13 protein-coding genes and 1 tRNA gene are annotated in these 14,956 nt (G+C 71.2%); 7 read left to right on the top strand and 7 right to left on the bottom strand.

Going from position 1 to position 14,956, the window contains the following annotated elements; genetic code table 11:
- Positions 1–10 precede the first annotated feature (10 nt).
- The 4 genes from KZJ41_RS11945 to KZJ41_RS11930 are packed head-to-tail and all read right to left on the bottom strand — an operon-like array spanning position 11 to position 4,685.
- On the bottom strand, positions 11–898 hold the full coding sequence (locus KZJ41_RS11945) for an XdhC family protein (RefSeq protein ID WP_006946618.1): 888 nt from the start codon (positions 896–898) through the stop codon (positions 11–13).
- 28 nt (positions 899–926) lie between these two features.
- Positions 927–3,323, bottom strand: a complete 2,397-nt coding sequence (locus KZJ41_RS11940) for an aerobic carbon-monoxide dehydrogenase large subunit (protein WP_043798973.1) — start codon at positions 3,321–3,323, stop codon at positions 927–929.
- The gene (locus tag KZJ41_RS11935; RefSeq protein ID WP_006946620.1) at positions 3,320–3,799 is read right to left on the bottom strand and encodes a (2Fe-2S)-binding protein; all 480 of its coding nucleotides are present in this window, start codon (positions 3,797–3,799) and stop codon (positions 3,320–3,322) included. Before KZJ41_RS11935 ends, KZJ41_RS11940 begins: the two co-directional genes overlap by 4 nt.
- Before the next feature lie 4 nt (positions 3,800–3,803).
- The gene (locus KZJ41_RS11930) at positions 3,804–4,685 is read right to left on the bottom strand and encodes a xanthine dehydrogenase family protein subunit M (protein ID WP_006946623.1); all 882 of its coding nucleotides are present in this window, start codon (positions 4,683–4,685) and stop codon (positions 3,804–3,806) included.
- Between the two features lie 120 nt (positions 4,686–4,805).
- On the opposite strand from KZJ41_RS11930, the gene KZJ41_RS11925 reads away from it, so the two are divergent.
- Together KZJ41_RS11925 and KZJ41_RS11920 are read left to right on the top strand one after the other, a co-directional pair.
- On the top strand, positions 4,806–5,528 hold the full coding sequence (locus KZJ41_RS11925) for a dienelactone hydrolase family protein (RefSeq protein ID WP_185712687.1): 723 nt from the start codon (positions 4,806–4,808) through the stop codon (positions 5,526–5,528).
- Between the two features lie 35 nt (positions 5,529–5,563).
- Positions 5,564–5,640: transfer RNA gene (locus KZJ41_RS11920), tRNA-Arg, on the top strand.
- Between the two features lie 83 nt (positions 5,641–5,723).
- Here KZJ41_RS11920 and KZJ41_RS11915 read toward each other — a convergent pair.
- Together KZJ41_RS11915 and KZJ41_RS11910 are read right to left on the bottom strand one after the other, a co-directional pair.
- Positions 5,724–6,593: an SDR family NAD(P)-dependent oxidoreductase gene (locus KZJ41_RS11915; RefSeq protein WP_006946625.1), complete on the bottom strand. Its 870-nt coding sequence runs from the start codon at positions 6,591–6,593 to the stop codon at positions 5,724–5,726.
- Entirely contained in the window at positions 6,590–7,120 is a 531-nt protein-coding gene (locus tag KZJ41_RS11910) for an NUDIX domain-containing protein (protein WP_044476531.1), read from the bottom strand. The genes KZJ41_RS11915 and KZJ41_RS11910 overlap by 4 nt, the downstream gene beginning before the upstream one ends.
- A gap of 100 nt (positions 7,121–7,220) precedes the next feature.
- Here KZJ41_RS11910 and KZJ41_RS11905 point away from each other — a divergent pair, with 100 nt between their 5' ends.
- From KZJ41_RS11905 to KZJ41_RS11885, 5 genes are all read left to right on the top strand, one after another.
- Entirely contained in the window at positions 7,221–7,388 is a 168-nt protein-coding gene (locus KZJ41_RS11905; protein ID WP_006946627.1) for a hypothetical protein, read from the top strand.
- A gap of 141 nt (positions 7,389–7,529) precedes the next feature.
- Positions 7,530–7,811 carry a hypothetical protein gene (locus tag KZJ41_RS11900; RefSeq protein WP_006946629.1) on the top strand — a complete coding sequence of 94 codons (282 nt, stop codon included), beginning with the start codon at positions 7,530–7,532 and terminating at the stop codon, positions 7,809–7,811.
- 121 nt (positions 7,812–7,932) lie between these two features.
- Positions 7,933–11,184, top strand: a complete 3,252-nt coding sequence (otsB, locus tag KZJ41_RS11895) for a trehalose-phosphatase (RefSeq protein ID WP_006946631.1) — start codon at positions 7,933–7,935, stop codon at positions 11,182–11,184.
- A 166-nt stretch (positions 11,185–11,350) separates the two neighbouring features.
- The gene (locus tag KZJ41_RS11890; protein WP_006946633.1) at positions 11,351–11,869 is read left to right on the top strand and encodes a hypothetical protein; all 519 of its coding nucleotides are present in this window, start codon (positions 11,351–11,353) and stop codon (positions 11,867–11,869) included.
- Entirely contained in the window at positions 11,856–12,440 is a 585-nt protein-coding gene (locus KZJ41_RS11885; RefSeq protein WP_251550802.1) for a hypothetical protein, read from the top strand. Before KZJ41_RS11890 ends, KZJ41_RS11885 begins: the two co-directional genes overlap by 14 nt.
- A 73-nt stretch (positions 12,441–12,513) precedes the next feature.
- Here KZJ41_RS11885 and KZJ41_RS11880 read toward each other — a convergent pair whose 3' ends face one another.
- Positions 12,514–14,856 (bottom strand): heavy metal translocating P-type ATPase, encoded by a 2,343-nt coding sequence (locus tag KZJ41_RS11880; RefSeq protein WP_006946637.1) that lies wholly within the window; start codon positions 14,854–14,856, stop codon positions 12,514–12,516.
- Between the last annotated feature and the right edge of the window lie 100 nt (positions 14,857–14,956).

Raw genomic sequence — 14,956 nt, 5'->3', positions numbered from 1 at the left:
GCCGGTCCCGTCACGAACACGCGGCGTGTTCCTTCTGGTAGGTGCGGCGGCAGCCCGGGCAGCAGAACCACACGTCCGTGCCGGCGTCGGTCAGGTGCGGGGTGTCGGCGGTGACGGTGACGGTCATCCCGCACACGGGGTCCACCGCGGTGTGCGGCGGCGCGGCCGGCGCGACGGGCGCACCGAGGCTCTCGCGGCGGATCGCCTGCACCAGTTCGGCGACGATCGACAGCCCGATCTCCGCGGCGGTGCGCGCACCGATGTCGAGACCCGCGGGGGTGTGCACGCGGGCCCGTTCGTCGGGGCGCACCTCGGCCTGCGCGAGCACGTCGGCGCCGCGCCGCCGGCTGGCGACGAGGCCGACGTAGCCGATGCCGGCGTCGAGGGCGGCCCGGATCATCCCGGCCTCCTCGCCGCCGAGGCTCGCGACGACGACGGCGGTGGCGTCGGCGTCGGGGGCGGCGCCCGGGCCGGGGCGGGTGACGGCGAAGTCGAGCCGCGCGGCGATGTCCGCGACGGCCTCGGCCACCGGCGTCGACCCGGAGACGACGAGGATCGGGGTGGGCAGTTGCGGCTCGAGGAAGATCTCCGTCGCGCCGCCGGACAGGCACGGGTTGACCGCGACGGTCGCCCCCGGAGTGTCCGGGAAGGTCTGCGTCGCGCCGGGCAGGACCCGCAGCAGGATGCTCTCCCCCGTGTTCAGGGCCTGCCGCGCGGCGTCGCGCACCGAGGTCTCGGTGCACTGGCCGCCGACGAAGCCCTCGATCGTGCCGTCGTCGAGCACCAGCGCGCAGTCGCCGGCGCGGGCGGACGTCGGCCGCTGGGCGCGCACCACCGTGGCGCGGACGAACGCCCGTCGCCGGCGGGTCAGTTCCGCGGCGCGCACCGTCAGATCCATGTGGCTCTCCCTGGTTCGGGCCGGTCGGTCAGATCGGCGGGGTGGGCCGGCCCTGCATCGCCTCCCACACCCGCGACGGGGTCAGCGGCATGTCGGCATGCCGCACCCCGAAGGGGCGCAGCGCGTCGACGACGGCGTTGACCACCGCGGGCGGCGAGCCGACGGTCGCAGACTCGCCGATGCCCTTCGCGCCGATCGGGTGGTGCGGCGACGGGGTGACGGTGAAGCCGGTCTCGAAGTGGGGCACCTCCATCGCCGTGGGGATCAGGTAGTCCATGAGCGAGCCGCCGAGGCAGTTACCGTCCTCGTCGAACTCGATCATCTCCATCAGTGCCATGCCGATGCCGTCGACGATCCCGCCGTGCACCTGCCCCTCGATGATCATCGGGTTGATGCGGGTGCCGCAGTCGTCGACGGCGAGGAACCGGCGCACCGTCACCTCCGCCGTCCCGGGATCGATGTCGACGACGCAGAAGTACGCCCCGTACGGGTAGGTGAGATTCTCGGGGTTGTAGCAGATCTGCGCCTCGAGTCCGCCCTCGACGCCCTCGGGCAGATCGCCGGCGCCGTGCGCCCGCATCGCGATGTCCTGAATGGTCACCGACGCGGTCGGATCGCCCTTGACGTGGAAGGCGCCCTTGACCCAGTCGAGGTCCGCGACGGACACCTCGAGCATGCCGGAGGCGATGATCCGGGCCTTGTCGCGCACCTTGCGGGCGACGAGGGCGGCGGCCGCGCCGGAGACCGGGGTGGACCGGCTGCCGTACGTGCCGAGACCGAACGGGGTGTTGTCGGTGTCACCGTGCACGACGTCGATGTCCTCGGGTGGGATGCCCAGTTCCTCGGCGACGATCTGCGCGAACGTGGTCTCGTGGCCCTGCCCCTGGGTCTGTACCGACAGTCGCACCACCGCCTTGCCGGTGGGGTGCACGCGCAGTTCGCAGCCGTCGGCCATGCCGAGGCCGAGGATGTCCATGTCCTTGCGGGGGCCGGCGCCGACGGCCTCGGTGAAGAACGCCACGCCGATGCCCATCAGCTCGCCACGCGCGCGGCGTTCGGCCTGCTCGCGGCGCAGTTCGTCGTAGCCGACCATCTCCACGGCCTTGCGCAGGGTGGTTTCGTAGTCGCCGGAGTCGTATTTCCAACCGGTCTTGCTCGTGTACGGGAACTGTTCGGGGCGAAGCAGATTCCGTAGCCGCAGCTGCACCGGATCCAGCTCGAGGTCGTAGGCGAGGCAGTCCACGAGCCGCTCGACGAGGTAGACGGCCTCGGTGATGCGGAACGAGCACGCGTAGGCCACGCCGCCGGGCGCCTTGTTGGTGTAGACGGCGGTCATGTGACAGTAGGCGGCCTCGATGTCGTAGCTGCCGGTGAACACCCCGAAGAACCCGGCCGGGTACTTCACCGGGGCGGCGGTGCCGTTGAACGCGCCGTGGTCGGCGAGGACCTGGGTGCGGATCGCGAGGATCTTTCCCTCCCGGGTCGCGGCGATCTCGCCGACCATCACGTAGTCGCGCGCGAAGCCGGTGCTCACCAGGTTCTCGCTGCGGTCCTCCATCCACTTGACCGGCTTGCCGGTCACGAGCGAGGCGACGATCGCGCAGACGTACCCGGGATAGATGGGCACCTTGTTGCCGAACCCGCCGCCGATGTCCGGGGCGATCACCCGGATCTTGTGTTCGGGCAGACCGGCGACGAGGGCGTAGAGGGTGCGGTGGGCGTGCGGCGCCTGACTGGTCGACCAGAGCGTGAGCTTGCCGCTGATACGGTCGTAATCGGCCACGGCGCCACAGGTTTCCATGGGCGCCGGGTGCACGCGGGGATAGACCATCTCCTGCCGGGCGATCACGTCGGCCTTCGCGAACGCGGCCTCGGTGGCGGCGGCGTCCCCCGTTTCCCAGTCGAAGCAGTGATTGTCGGTCTTGCCCTCGAGGTCGGTGCGGATCACGGGCGCCTCGGGCGCGAGCGCGCGGCGGACGTCGACGACCGGGTCGAGGATGTCGTACTCGACGTCGATGAGCTCGAGGGCGTCGCGCGCCGAGTAGCGGTCGTCGGCGACGACGAAGGCGACCTCCTGGCCCTGGAAGCGGACCTTGTCGGTGGCGAGGACGGCCTGGACGTCGTTGGACAGGGTCGGCATCCATGCCAGGCCCTTGTCCGCGAGGTCGGCGCCGGTGACGACGGCCCTCACCTTCGGGTGGGCCTGCGCGGCGGTGGTGTCGATGCCGAGGATCTTCGCGTGGGCCACGGGTGAGCGCAGGATCGCCAGGTGCAGCATGCCCGGCAGCTGCACGTCGTCGACGAAGCGGCCGTGGCCGCGGATGAAACGCGGGTCCTCCTTGCGCAGCATGCGCCCGTGACCGCACGGCTTCTTGTCGTTGTCGACGGTGTCGAGCAGCTCGGGGGTGGGGTCGACGGCGGTCATGACGGCGCCTTCTCGGTGACGGGGTGCTCGGCGGCCCAGCGGATGGACCGCACGATGGTGGTGTAGCCGGTGCAGCGGCAGATCTGCCCGGAGATCGCCTCGCGGATGGTCTGCTCGTCGGGGTCCGGGTTGCGGTCGAGCAGGGCCCGGGCGGTGATCATCATGCCGGGGGTGCAGAAGCCGCACTGCAACCCGTGGCAGCGCATGAATCCCTCCTGCACGGGGTCGAGCACGCCGTCGCGCTCGAGTCCCTCGACCGTGCGCACGTCGTGGCCGCTCGCCATGACGGCGAGCATGGTGCACGACTTGACGGGCTCGCCGTCGACCGCGACGACGCAGGTGCCGCAATTGCTGGTATCGCAGCCCCAGTGCGTGCCGGTCAGGCCGAGGTGATCGCGCAGGAAGTGGACGAGCAGCAGCCGCGGTTCCACCTCGGCACTGACCTCGTCACCGTTGACGGTCATCGAAACACGCATCGGGTCAACCCCTTTCGGAGGTGGTGAGCCGCTCGACGGCGCGCCGCAGGGTGCGCACCGTGAGCTCCGCGGCGAGGTGGCGTTTGTAGTCGACGGTGCCGCGCTGGTCCGCGACCGGGTCGCTGGCGGCGGCGGCGAGTTCGCCGGCCTCGCGGTAGAGGTCCTCGGACGGTGTCGCGCCGCGCAGCCGGTCGGAGATGCCGGCCAAAGCCTGCGGGTCCGCCCGGAGCGCGGTGAGACCGACGCGGGCGTCGTCGATGGCCCCGTCGCCCATCCACACGGCGGCGCCGGCCGCGGCGATCGCCCAGTCCCCCGTTCGTCGCTCGACCTTGGCGTAGGCGCTCGACCCGCGGCCCCGTCGCGGCAGCCGGACCTCGACGAGCAGTTCGTTGGGGGCGGCGGTCGTCTCGTAGGGGCCGAGATGGAACTCGTCCATCGTCAGCGTCCGGCTGCCGTGCGGACCGCGCAGCACGACCGAGGCGTCGAGGACGTCGCACACGGTGGACAGGTCCTCGGCGGGGTCGGCCTGGCACAGCGACCCGCCGATCGTGCCGCGGTTGCGCACGACGGGATCGGCGATGACCCGTTCGGCGTCGCGGAAGATCGGGAAGATCTCGGCGAGCGCCTCGCTTTCGAGGAGTTCGCGGTGCCGCGCCAGCGCGCCGATCCGCACGACGTCGGGCTCGACGGCGATGTAGCCGAGCTCGCCGGCCAGGTCGTTGATGTCGATCAGGCATTCGGGGGCGGCGAGCCGCAGTTTCATCATCGGCAGGAGACTGTGCCCGCCCGCGACGACCCGGGCTTCCTCGCCGCGTTCGTCGAGGAGTGCGATGGCGTGATCGATGCCGGTGGCGCGCTCGTATTCGAAAGCCGAAGGTACTTGCATGTGGCATACCTCACATTTCAGCTACCTACGGAGTGTATGCCCGCGCTTGCGGCGCGACGGGCGGATTCGCCGCCCGATAGATTCGGACGCAATCACCCGGCCGGAAGGACGTCTGCCCGAATGAACGAGATCCGCACCTCCGTCGTCGCGGTCGGGCCGCTGCAGGGCTACCTCGCGGCGCCCCGGGACGGCAGCGGCGTGGGCATGGTGCTGCTGCCGATGATCACCGGAATCGGCGCGCAGGTGCGCGCGTACGCCGAGGACATCGCAGCCACCGGGATCACCGCGCTGGTGTGGGATCCGTTCCACGGCCCGAACGCCGACGACACCCCGAGGGAACGCCTCTACGAACTCATGAACGGCCTCGACGACGATGCCGCGCTCGCCGAGATCCGCCTGCTGACCGACCACCTGCTGGGCGAGCTCGGCGCCGAACGCGTCGGCATGCTCGGTTATTGCCTCGGCGGGCGCCTCGCGCTGCTCGCCGGCGCGCGCGACGAGCGGCTTGCGAACGTGATCGCCTACCATCCGTCGATCCCGGCCGTCCCGGCCGCGAACCACACTCACGACACCGTCGCCGACGCCGCGCGCATCGCCGCACCGGTGATGGTGCTGCACGCCGGCGCCGACACGATCATGACGGCCGACGTGTTCGCCGACCTGCAGCGGTCGCTGCTGTCCCGCACCTCGGGCGCGACGATCGTGCACGTCTACCCCGGCGCCGAACACGGCTTCAGCACCCGCGCCCGGCACGGCAACCCTGTCAACGCCGACGCGTACGCCCTGTCGTGGCCGCAGGCGCTGAACTTCATGGCGCAGACCCTCGCCGCGGGCCGCCGGTGAGGGCCGCCGCGGCGAACGGTTAAGATTCTGGCCGCGCCTCCGTAGCTCAGCTGGATAGAGCAAGAGCCTTCTAATCTCTAGGTCGCAGGTTCGAGTCCTGCCGGGGGCACCACACTCCACTCAGCGCCCGTAAGCACTGCACGGAGATCTCGCGTCCTCGCGGGGCCGGCCACGTCCCACCATCGGCGCGACAGGTCAGGCGAGACCGGTGAGATGTTCGGCGATCGTCCAGAAACGTCCGGCCTGGGCAACGTCGTGGGACTGCGCGCTGGAGTCGATTTCGTGACACTCGCCGAAGAACTTTCCGCCCACCCCGTCGAGCGACGGGTCGACCGCCGTGAACACCAGCGAATCGGTGGCCGCATCGACGGACGTGGCGAAGGGCATGTGCGGCAACACGTGCGCCATGAACAGCCGCATCAGACCGCGGGTGCTCGCAGCAGCGGTGGTGGGCACGAAACCGGGACACACGGCGTTCGCAGTGATCGGCCGCCCGGCGAGGCGGCGCTGGAGCTCGTAGGTGAACCACATCACCGCCAGCTTGGAATTCTTGTATGCCCGCTCGGGGTTGTAGCCGTGCTCGAGCTGGACGTCGGCGAAGTCGAAGTCCACCGGCGCTCCGCGGGAGCCGGGCAGGTGCAGCCGCGAGCCGACGGTGACCACACGCGCCGACGGGCTGCGCTCGAGTGCGGGCAGGAGCAGGGCGGTGAGCAGGAACGGAGCCAGGACGTTGACGGCGAGGGTCTCCTCGTACCCGTCGACGGTGAGCCGGCGTTCCTTGCTCGTCTGCAGGATGCCGGCGACATGCAGCAGCACGTCGATCGGTTCGCCCCGCTCGGCTTCCGCGACGCCGAAGAACCGGACCTGCTCCAGAGAAGACAGATCGACCCAGCGCGGCTCGACCCGAGCGTCGGGATCCGTCCGCTGGATCGCTTCGGTTGCGTCCTCCGCGGCAGCGCGGGTTCGCGCGGTGAGCAGGACGCGATGTCCCCGAGCGGCGAGCTTCTCGGCCGTGGCCCGGCCGAGCCCCCGCCCTCCTCCGGTGACGAGCACGGTCTTGCTCATATGCCCGGTTCTTCCGTTCCTGCACCGGGCACCGGCGGACCGGACGCGAACGACCGGCCGGCAGCGTGCACGCGCTCGCCGAGCCGGGCGAGGATCGGGCGTTGCCCCTTCACGAGCTTGATGGCCGCGACGGCGGGCGGAAACCAGCGAGCGTCGTCCACCTCGGGAAAGCTCTGCACCTTTCCGGACCGCGGCGGCCACTCCAGGTCGAAGGTGTTGCTGCCGACGAAGGCCAGATCGTCGGCGGTCTCACCGGCGTAGACGGTGACGATCTTGCCGGAGGGCTGCTTGAACCGCCCGAGCATCTCGTAGTTCACCTGGGGCGCGGGCATCCCGCATTCTTCCTCGAACTCTCGCAAGGCCACGGCGAACGGGTCTTCGTCGTCGCCGTAGACCCCCTTGGGGATCGACCAGGCCGCCTCGTCCTTGCCGACCCAGTACGGCCCGCCCGGGTGCACGATCCACACCTCGAGCACGCCGTCGGCGTCGATCCGGTACAGCAGAAGGCCGGCGCTGGTCACTGCCATCGCTCCCCCTTCCCGTCGCCGTACGCTCCCGCCCCACACGGTAGTTCTTCCGGGCACACTGAGACCCGGCAAGCGCGCCCCCGAACCGGAAGGACTCTCAATGACCGATACGACCGGCGACCATCCCGTCACCGCCCGCGCGAACGGGCCCGGCGTCGTGCTCGACCTGCCGGAAGGCCTCGGCGTCGCCCTCGACATCGTGCAGGCGAAGGCACTGCTGGACCAGTTGCAGGCGGCGATCGAGGAGGCCGAGCGGTTGGAGGACTGAGACCGGATACATACGTACCGGTTCGTGCGAACGCCTGCGCGCCGGGCACCCACCGGTGATCATCGAGAGCGGGCTTCGGCAGAGTTCAGGGTCGCGACGGTGTGCCTGCGCCCGGACCGTTCCCACGCCGAAGGAGTCCTCGTGTCGAAGAACGTCGCCCACAGGGCCGCAGCACTCGCCGGTCTCGTCGTCGCCGCGATCGTCCTGGGGGCCACCGTGGGAGCCGGAACGGCCACCGCCGCGCCGTGGCGCATCGGTCCGCTCTACCGCGCCGAGTTCGCCGGACCGGACGGCGACGCCGTCTGTCCCAAGGCCGAGGCGTTCGATCGGTCCATCGGCGCCGTCGTCCTCGTGTCCTGTTCGTGGGACCCTACGACGAACGCCTGGTTCTACGTCGTCTTCAATCCGAGGACCTGGTCGTAGCCTGCACCGAAACGGACTGCACGCCGCCGGTCCCGTCATAGAATGGGGAACCCCTTGTGGGCCTGTCCTGCAACGGTGCGGAGGGACAGACTGCCATGCACTCATCATCCGAGCCGAGCCGATGACCACCCCCACGGTCGAACCGCGCCCCCGCGAGCGCCGGCTGTCGGAAATCCCGGACGCCTTGGCATCTCGTCACCAGGCGACCGCCATCCTGCGCACCCGGCGCTACGCCGTGTTCCTGGACTTCGACGGCACCCTCGCCCACCTCGTGAACGATCCCACCGCTGCCACCCTGGTCGAGGGCGCGGCGAAAGAGCTTGCCCGGCTGGCCCGCTACTGCCCCGTCGGCGTGATCAGCGGCCGCGACGTGACCGACGTGCAGGCACGGGTCGGCGTGCCCGGACTCTGGTATGCGGGTAACCACGGTTTCGAACTCGTCGGGCCGGACGGCGAGTACCACCGGAACGATGCCGCCGTCCCCGCGGTGCCCGACCTCGAGCGAATCGCCGGCGCCCTGCGGGACCGCCTGGCCGGCGTGCCCGGCGTTCTGGTGGAGCACAAGCGTTTCGCCGTGGCAGTTCATCACCGCAACGTCGCCGAGGACCGGATCGAGGAGGTCGTCGCAGCAGTGCACGATGCGGCCGACCGGGACGTCCGGCTCCGCGTCACGAGCGGACGCAAGGTCACCGAGCTCCGCCCCGATGTGGACTGGGACAAGGGGCGGGCGGTGGCCTGGGTGCTCGAGCACCTCCGCGGCGCAGACGACCCGATGCCGGTCTACATCGGCGACGACCTCACCGACGACGACGCGTTCGGCACCCTGACATCGACCGGGATCGGCATCGTCGTGCGCTACAGCGAGGAAGGCGATCGGCGGTCGACGGCACAATTCGCGGTCGACGGTCCGGACCGGGTTCGTGAGCTACTGGAGCGGCTGGCGGATCTGCTCGGCAGCGACCCGGGGATCGCGCCGCCCCCGGACGACGCCTGGACGATGTTCTTCGAGGGCTACGACCCGCTCACCGAGAAGCTGCGCGAGGCCCTCTGCACCGTCGGGAACGGCTTCTTCGCCACCCGAGGCTGCGCGCCCGAATCCCGCGCGGACGGCGTGCACTACCCCGGCACCTATGTGGCCGGCATCTTCAACCGTCTCCAGGACGAGGTGGCGGGGAGTGCCATCGACCACGAGAGCCTGGTGAACCTGCCGAACTGGTTGCCGGTGACCTTCCGGGTCGACGGCGGGCAGTGGTTCGACCTCGACACCGCAGAGCTGCTCGACTACCGCCAATACCTCGACCTCCGCCGCGCCGTCCTCATCCGGCGGTTCCGATTCCGCGACGCGGCGGGGCGCACCACGTCGGTGCGGCAGCGGCGCCTGGTTGCCATGCATCTGCCGCACGCCTGCGCCCTCGAGACGACGATCGTGGCCGAAGACTGGTCGGGCCGGCTCGAGATCCGCTCGCTGCTGGACGGCGCGGTCCGGAACTCCCTCGTCGAGCGCTATCGCGACCTCGCCGACCAGCACCTCGAGCCGCTGCAAGCCACCGCGCTGTCCGTCGACTCGGTGCTGCTGGCGGTGCAGACCAACCAGTCGCGGATACCGGTGGCGATGGCGGCCCGGAACACGGTGTGGTGCGACGGGGAGCCCGTTGCCGGCGAGTACCGGCTGGTCGACGGCGACGATCGGATCGGACACGACATCACCGTCGACGTCGAGACGGACCGGCCCGTGACGCTGGAGAAGATGGTGGCGGTGTTCACCGGGCGCGATCAGGCGGTCTCCGAGCCGGCCGACGAAGCCGCCCGCTGGCTTCCCCGGCTGGGCCGGTTCGACGAACTGCTCGACGGCCATGTGCTCGCCTGGGGATATCTGTGGGACCACCTGGGCATCGAGTACGAGGGTCCGGGCCACGGCCACGCCCTGCGAGTCCTCCGGTTCCATCTTCTGCACCTGCTGCAGACGGTCTCCGCGAACACCGCCGACCTCGACGTGGGCGTGCCGGCACGGGGGTTGCACGGCGAGGCGTACCGCGGGCACGTCTTCTGGGACGAGCTGTTCGTGTTCCCGGTGCTGAACCTGCGGCTGCCCACGCTGACCCGGTCGTTGCTGCGCTACCGCTACCGCCGCCTGCGGGAGGCCCGCCGGATGGCGCGCGAAGCCGGTCACCGCGGTGCGATGTTCCCGTGGCAGTCGGGCAGCGACGGCCGCGAGGAGAGCCCGCAACTGCACCTCAATCCCAGATCCGGCCGCTGGAACCCGGACCCCAGCCGGCGCCAGCACCACACCGGCATCGCGATCGCCCACAACGTGTGGCAGTACTACCAGGTGACCGGCGACCTGGAGTTCCTGATCGAGTACGGCGCCGAGATGCTCGTGGAGATCGCCCGCTTCTACGCCGATCTCGCGTCCTACGACGAGGAACGCGGACGGTACAGCATCCGCGGCGTCATCGGCCCCGACGAGTTCCATTCCGGCTACCCCGACGCACCGTACGACGGAATCGACAACAACGCGTACACCAACGTCATGTCGGTCTGGGTGATCCTGCGCGCCCTCGAGGCGCTCGAGCTGATCCCGCTGCAGATCCGCTCGTACCTGACCCAGGCCCTGGGGCTGCACGCGCAGGAGACGGCGCGCTGGGAGGACGTCACCCGCAGAATGTTCGTCCCGTTCCACGATCGTGTCCTCAGCCAGTTCGAGGGGTACGAACGCCTCGCCGAACTGGACTGGGACGGCTACCGGCGGCGCTACGGCGACATCCAGCGCCTCGACCGGATCCTCGAGGCCGAGGGCGACGACGTCAACCGCTACCAGGCGTCGAAGCAGGCCGACGTGCTGATGCTGTTCTATCTGCTGTCCTCCGACGAACTGCGGGAACTGCTCGAACGGCTCGGCTACCGGTTCCCGAACGAGGACATCCCGCGGACCATCGACTACTACATGGCGCGAACGTCGCACGGTTCCACCCTGAGCGGGGTCGTCCATTCCTGGGTGCTGGCACGCGCCCACCGGGACGAGGCCGTCGACTTCTTCTACCAGGCGCTGAAAGCCGACATCGCCGATATCCAGGGCGGCACCACGATGGAGGGCATCCACCTGGCGGCCATGGCCGGCAGCGTCGATCTGTTGCAGCGGTGCGTCCCCGGCCTCGAGACCCGGGGCGACCGGCTCGTGTTCGCCCCGCAGTGGCCCGAACCACTCGGTGCCCTCGAATTCCCGATCTTCTACCGGGGGCACCGCCTTCGCCTGCGCATCAGCGGCACAGAGGTGCAGGTGAGCGCCGGTCCCGGGATGCAGGCGCCGATCGAGATCGAATGCCGCGGCCGGGTCGCCCAACTGCACCCGGGAGGCACGGTTCGCCTGAGCTAGTGCGACGACGACGAACCCGCGACCGAGGGCAGGACGTCGGGCCTTCGCCGCGTCGGCATCGCCCGTGCGGCGTCGCTGGGGACCTACGGCCCTGGAACGAGCACGGTTCCGCGGTTCACGATGAGAGGGGGCCCGTTTCCGCGGGCCGTGATCAGGAGGACGCGCCGTGGATTCTGCTGCCTCGTACGTCCGGAAGCAGGCCGTCGTCACCGGCCTGGTGAACGTCGTCGTCAATCCGCTGCTGGCGTGGGCGGGCAAGCGCGGCACGTCGTTCGTGCCGCTGTGGTCGGCCGACGGGATCGTCGTCGACATCGCGCTGACCGCGATCATCCTCTCCGTGCTCGTCTCCTGGTTCTCCGCTGCCGGGGTGCGACGGGCGTTGCGCGCAGGGCTCGATGCGACCACCGCCGACGCCCCGCAGGCCGGTCGGTGGCTGGCGCGATTGCCGTCCGGCACCTGGTCTCTGGGCCTGTCGCTCGGGGTGGCGGCCGCGGCCGTCTCCGTGCTCGCGATCTGGGTGCTGCACCTCCTCGGTGTGTCAGGGCTGTCGACGGGATGGTTCCTGGTGCTGAAGGCCGTCTACGGCGGTGTCCTCGGCTACCTCGTCGCGCGCTGGGTGATGGTCCGGCAACTGTCGGCGACTCGAACCGCGCAGCTTCCGAGGAGCAACAATGCCGGACGGTGAATCCACCGCGACCGAACGGCAGCTGCCGGTCTTCGAGCAGCGGGTCGTACGCGCGCGGGTGGTCGACGCCCCGGCCGGGGACACGTTCGCCGCGATCCGGCGCATCGACTTCATGCGGTCCCCGGTGATCGCCGCCCCCAATCTGGCCCGGATGGCCTTCGACGCCGTGCGCGCGCCGCGGCGTCGGGAGGTGCGGGCGCACCGCTCGATCCGCCTCGGTAACCTGATCGGTCCGCAGGGCGGCTTCGAGGTGGTCGCCGAGGAACCGGGGCGGGAACTCGTGCTCGGCTTCGTCGGTCGGTGGTGGGAGCCGGGTTACGGCCGCGTCGACTGGGATCCCGGGGCGCCCCTGTCGAGCATCGCGATTCCCGAATGCGGGTTCGGCACATGGAGTTTCACCGTCCTGCCGTACGACGCGCAGACCTGCGTCCTGCTCACCGAGATCCGGGTGCACGGCACCGACGAAAAGGCCCGCAGACTCTTCCGCCGCTACTGGACGGCGGTCGGGCCGTTCGTGCGGGCCATGGCACGGCCGACTCTGTCGATGATCGCGGCCGAAGCCCGGCGCTGACCCGGCCGTCCCACCGCGAACGTCGCACCGGCAGAACCGGATACGTACGGCCGCAGCCGTCCGCCCGGACCGGTCATGCCGAGCCGTCCGCCCGTTCGGCCTCGGGCGCGAGGGTGAAGTAGTTCTCCTCCTCCTGCACGAAGTGCAGCCGCAGCAGCGCGTACAGCCCGTACAGGCAGGCGAGCAGGTCGTCGCACTGGTCCGGTCGCAGCCCGCCGGCGGCGTCGGCCTGCGCCAGGTGCGTGCGCAGGCGGCGGCTGAGCCGGTCGATCTCGGCATGCATCCGGCTCATTGTCGCGGTCGCCTCCCCGCTGCCGAGCGGCACCGCGAGCGCCGGGTACAGCTCGCTGTCCTCGGCCTGCTCGTGCGGCAGCAGCGTGTCGAACAGGAACGCGTCGACGCGGCGCAGCGCCGTGTGGGCGGCGGGCCGATCGCCGGACGCGAGCAGCTGGGCGGTGTCGCGCAGGATCGACAGCTCGTCACGCAGGACGTCGTGTTCGGCCGAGAACCGGTGCAGCATCGCCTCGGTGTCGTCGGGCAGGGCCAGCTCCCGGTCCCGGTCGCCGCGCAGGGCGCGCAGGGCGTTGAGGATCACCGCGACGTCGATGCCCTCCTGCAGCAGCGCACCCACCGCGGGAGGCAGGTAGCCGAACGCGGCGAAGCCCATGGCGACCAGCGACAGGCCCATGCCGACCGTGGCGCTCTGCACGGCGATACGCCGGGAGCGACGCGCGATCTCCATGGCATCGGCGAGCCGGTCGAGGCGGTCGGTGGTGAGCACGATGTCCGCCGCCTCCGAGCTCGCCGTGGATCCGCGGGCGCCCATCGCGACGCCGACGGTCGCGGCGGCGAGGGCGGGGGCGTCGTTGACGCCGTCGCCGACCATCACCGTCACCGCCGACTCCCGCTCGGCACGCACACCGTTCACCTTGTCCGCCGGGGTCTGCTCGGCATAGACCCCGTCGAGGCCGAGGACGGAGCCGATCTCCTCGGCCGGTTCGCGACGGTCGCCGGTGAGCATGACCAGCCGGTCCAGCCCGGCCGAGCGCAGCCGCCGCAGCGTGCGGGCGGCGTCGCGGCGCAGCGGGTCCACGAGCAGCAGGGCGCCGGCCAGGTCGCCGTCGACGGTGACCCAGGCGACGACGGCGCCGTCGAGCGCGGCACGGCTGAGCACCGCCCGGGCCCAGCCGGGCGCATCGGCGGGCAGCGGCAGGCTGCCGACGGTGACGCGCCGGCCGTCGACGGTCGCGGCCACGCCGGTGCCGGCCTGCTCGGCGACGTCGGTGGGCAGCGACAGGGTCAGCCCGCGCATCTTCGCCTCCTGCACGATGGCCTCGGCGAGCACGTGCGGGGAGAGCTGGTCGGCGGAGGCCGCCAGGCGCAGCAGCTCGGCGCCGTCGCCCCCGGGTGCGGTGACGATGTCGGCGCCGGCGGGCCGGCCGCTGGTGAGCGTGCCCGTCTTGTCCATCACCAGCGTCGTCGCGTGCCCGAGGTTCTCGAGTGCGCCGCCGCTGCGGATCACCACCCCCAGGCGCGAGGCGCGGGAGAGACCGGAGACGATCGCGACGGGCGCGGCGAGCAGCAGGGGGCACGGGGTGGCCACCACCAGCACGGCGACGGCACGGGTCGCCGACCCGCTGAACAGCCACGCGAGCCCCGCCACCGTCAGCGACAGCGGCAGGAACCACGCGGCGACCCGGTCCGCGATCCGCACCACCGGGGCGCTCTCGGCGGCGGCCTCGCGGGCCAGGCGCACGATGCCGGCGTAGGTGCTGTCCTCGGCGGTGGCGCGGGCGTGGATCTCGAAGGCGCCGCCGGCGGCGACGACGCCGCTGCGCACGGCCTCCCCGGTGCGGCGCTGCACGTGCATCGGCTCGCCGGTGAGGACGGACTCGTCGAGCACCGCGAGTTCGGACGTGACCCAGCCGTCGACCGGCACCACCTCGCCCGGCCCGACGACCAGGGTGTCCCCGGGTACGACGTCGCCGAGCGGCACCACCTGCACCTCGTCGCCGACGCGGCGGCGCGCGGTGTGCGGGGCGTGCTCGAGCAGGGCCCGCAGGTCCTTGGTGGCGCGGCGTTCCGCGGCGGCGTCGAGGGCCTGCCCCGACGCGAGCATCACGCCGATCAGCGCCCCGGCGACGTACTCGCCGACCAGCAGGGTGCCGACCAGGGAGAGCACCGCGATCAGATCCACCCCGACGCGGCCGCGGCGCAGCGCGTCGATCACCCACCAGGTCGCGGGCACGATCGCGACGACGGTGCCGGCGATCCAGCAGGCGTCGGCGACGGCGTGGGCACCGAGAAGCCAGGCGATGCCCCCGGCCGTCAGGGCGGTGAGGGTGACGGCGAGCAGCGCGGGTTCGAAGGCGCGGCGCAGCCGCTCCCGCCGCGTGGATTCCGGTTGTGTCGCCACTGCCGCACTCCCCCGTTCCGCACCGGTGCCGATGTCACCTCCCACCGTGCCACCACCAGCCGTCGGCCGGGTAGGGACGGAGGTCCGTCGACGGGTCCGT

Source organism: Rhodococcus sp. 11-3, assembly GCF_023704055.1.
GTDB lineage: Bacteria > Actinomycetota > Actinomycetes > Mycobacteriales > Mycobacteriaceae > Rhodococcus > Rhodococcus aetherivorans.
This window is presented reverse-complemented; position numbering and strand designations above follow the sequence as displayed.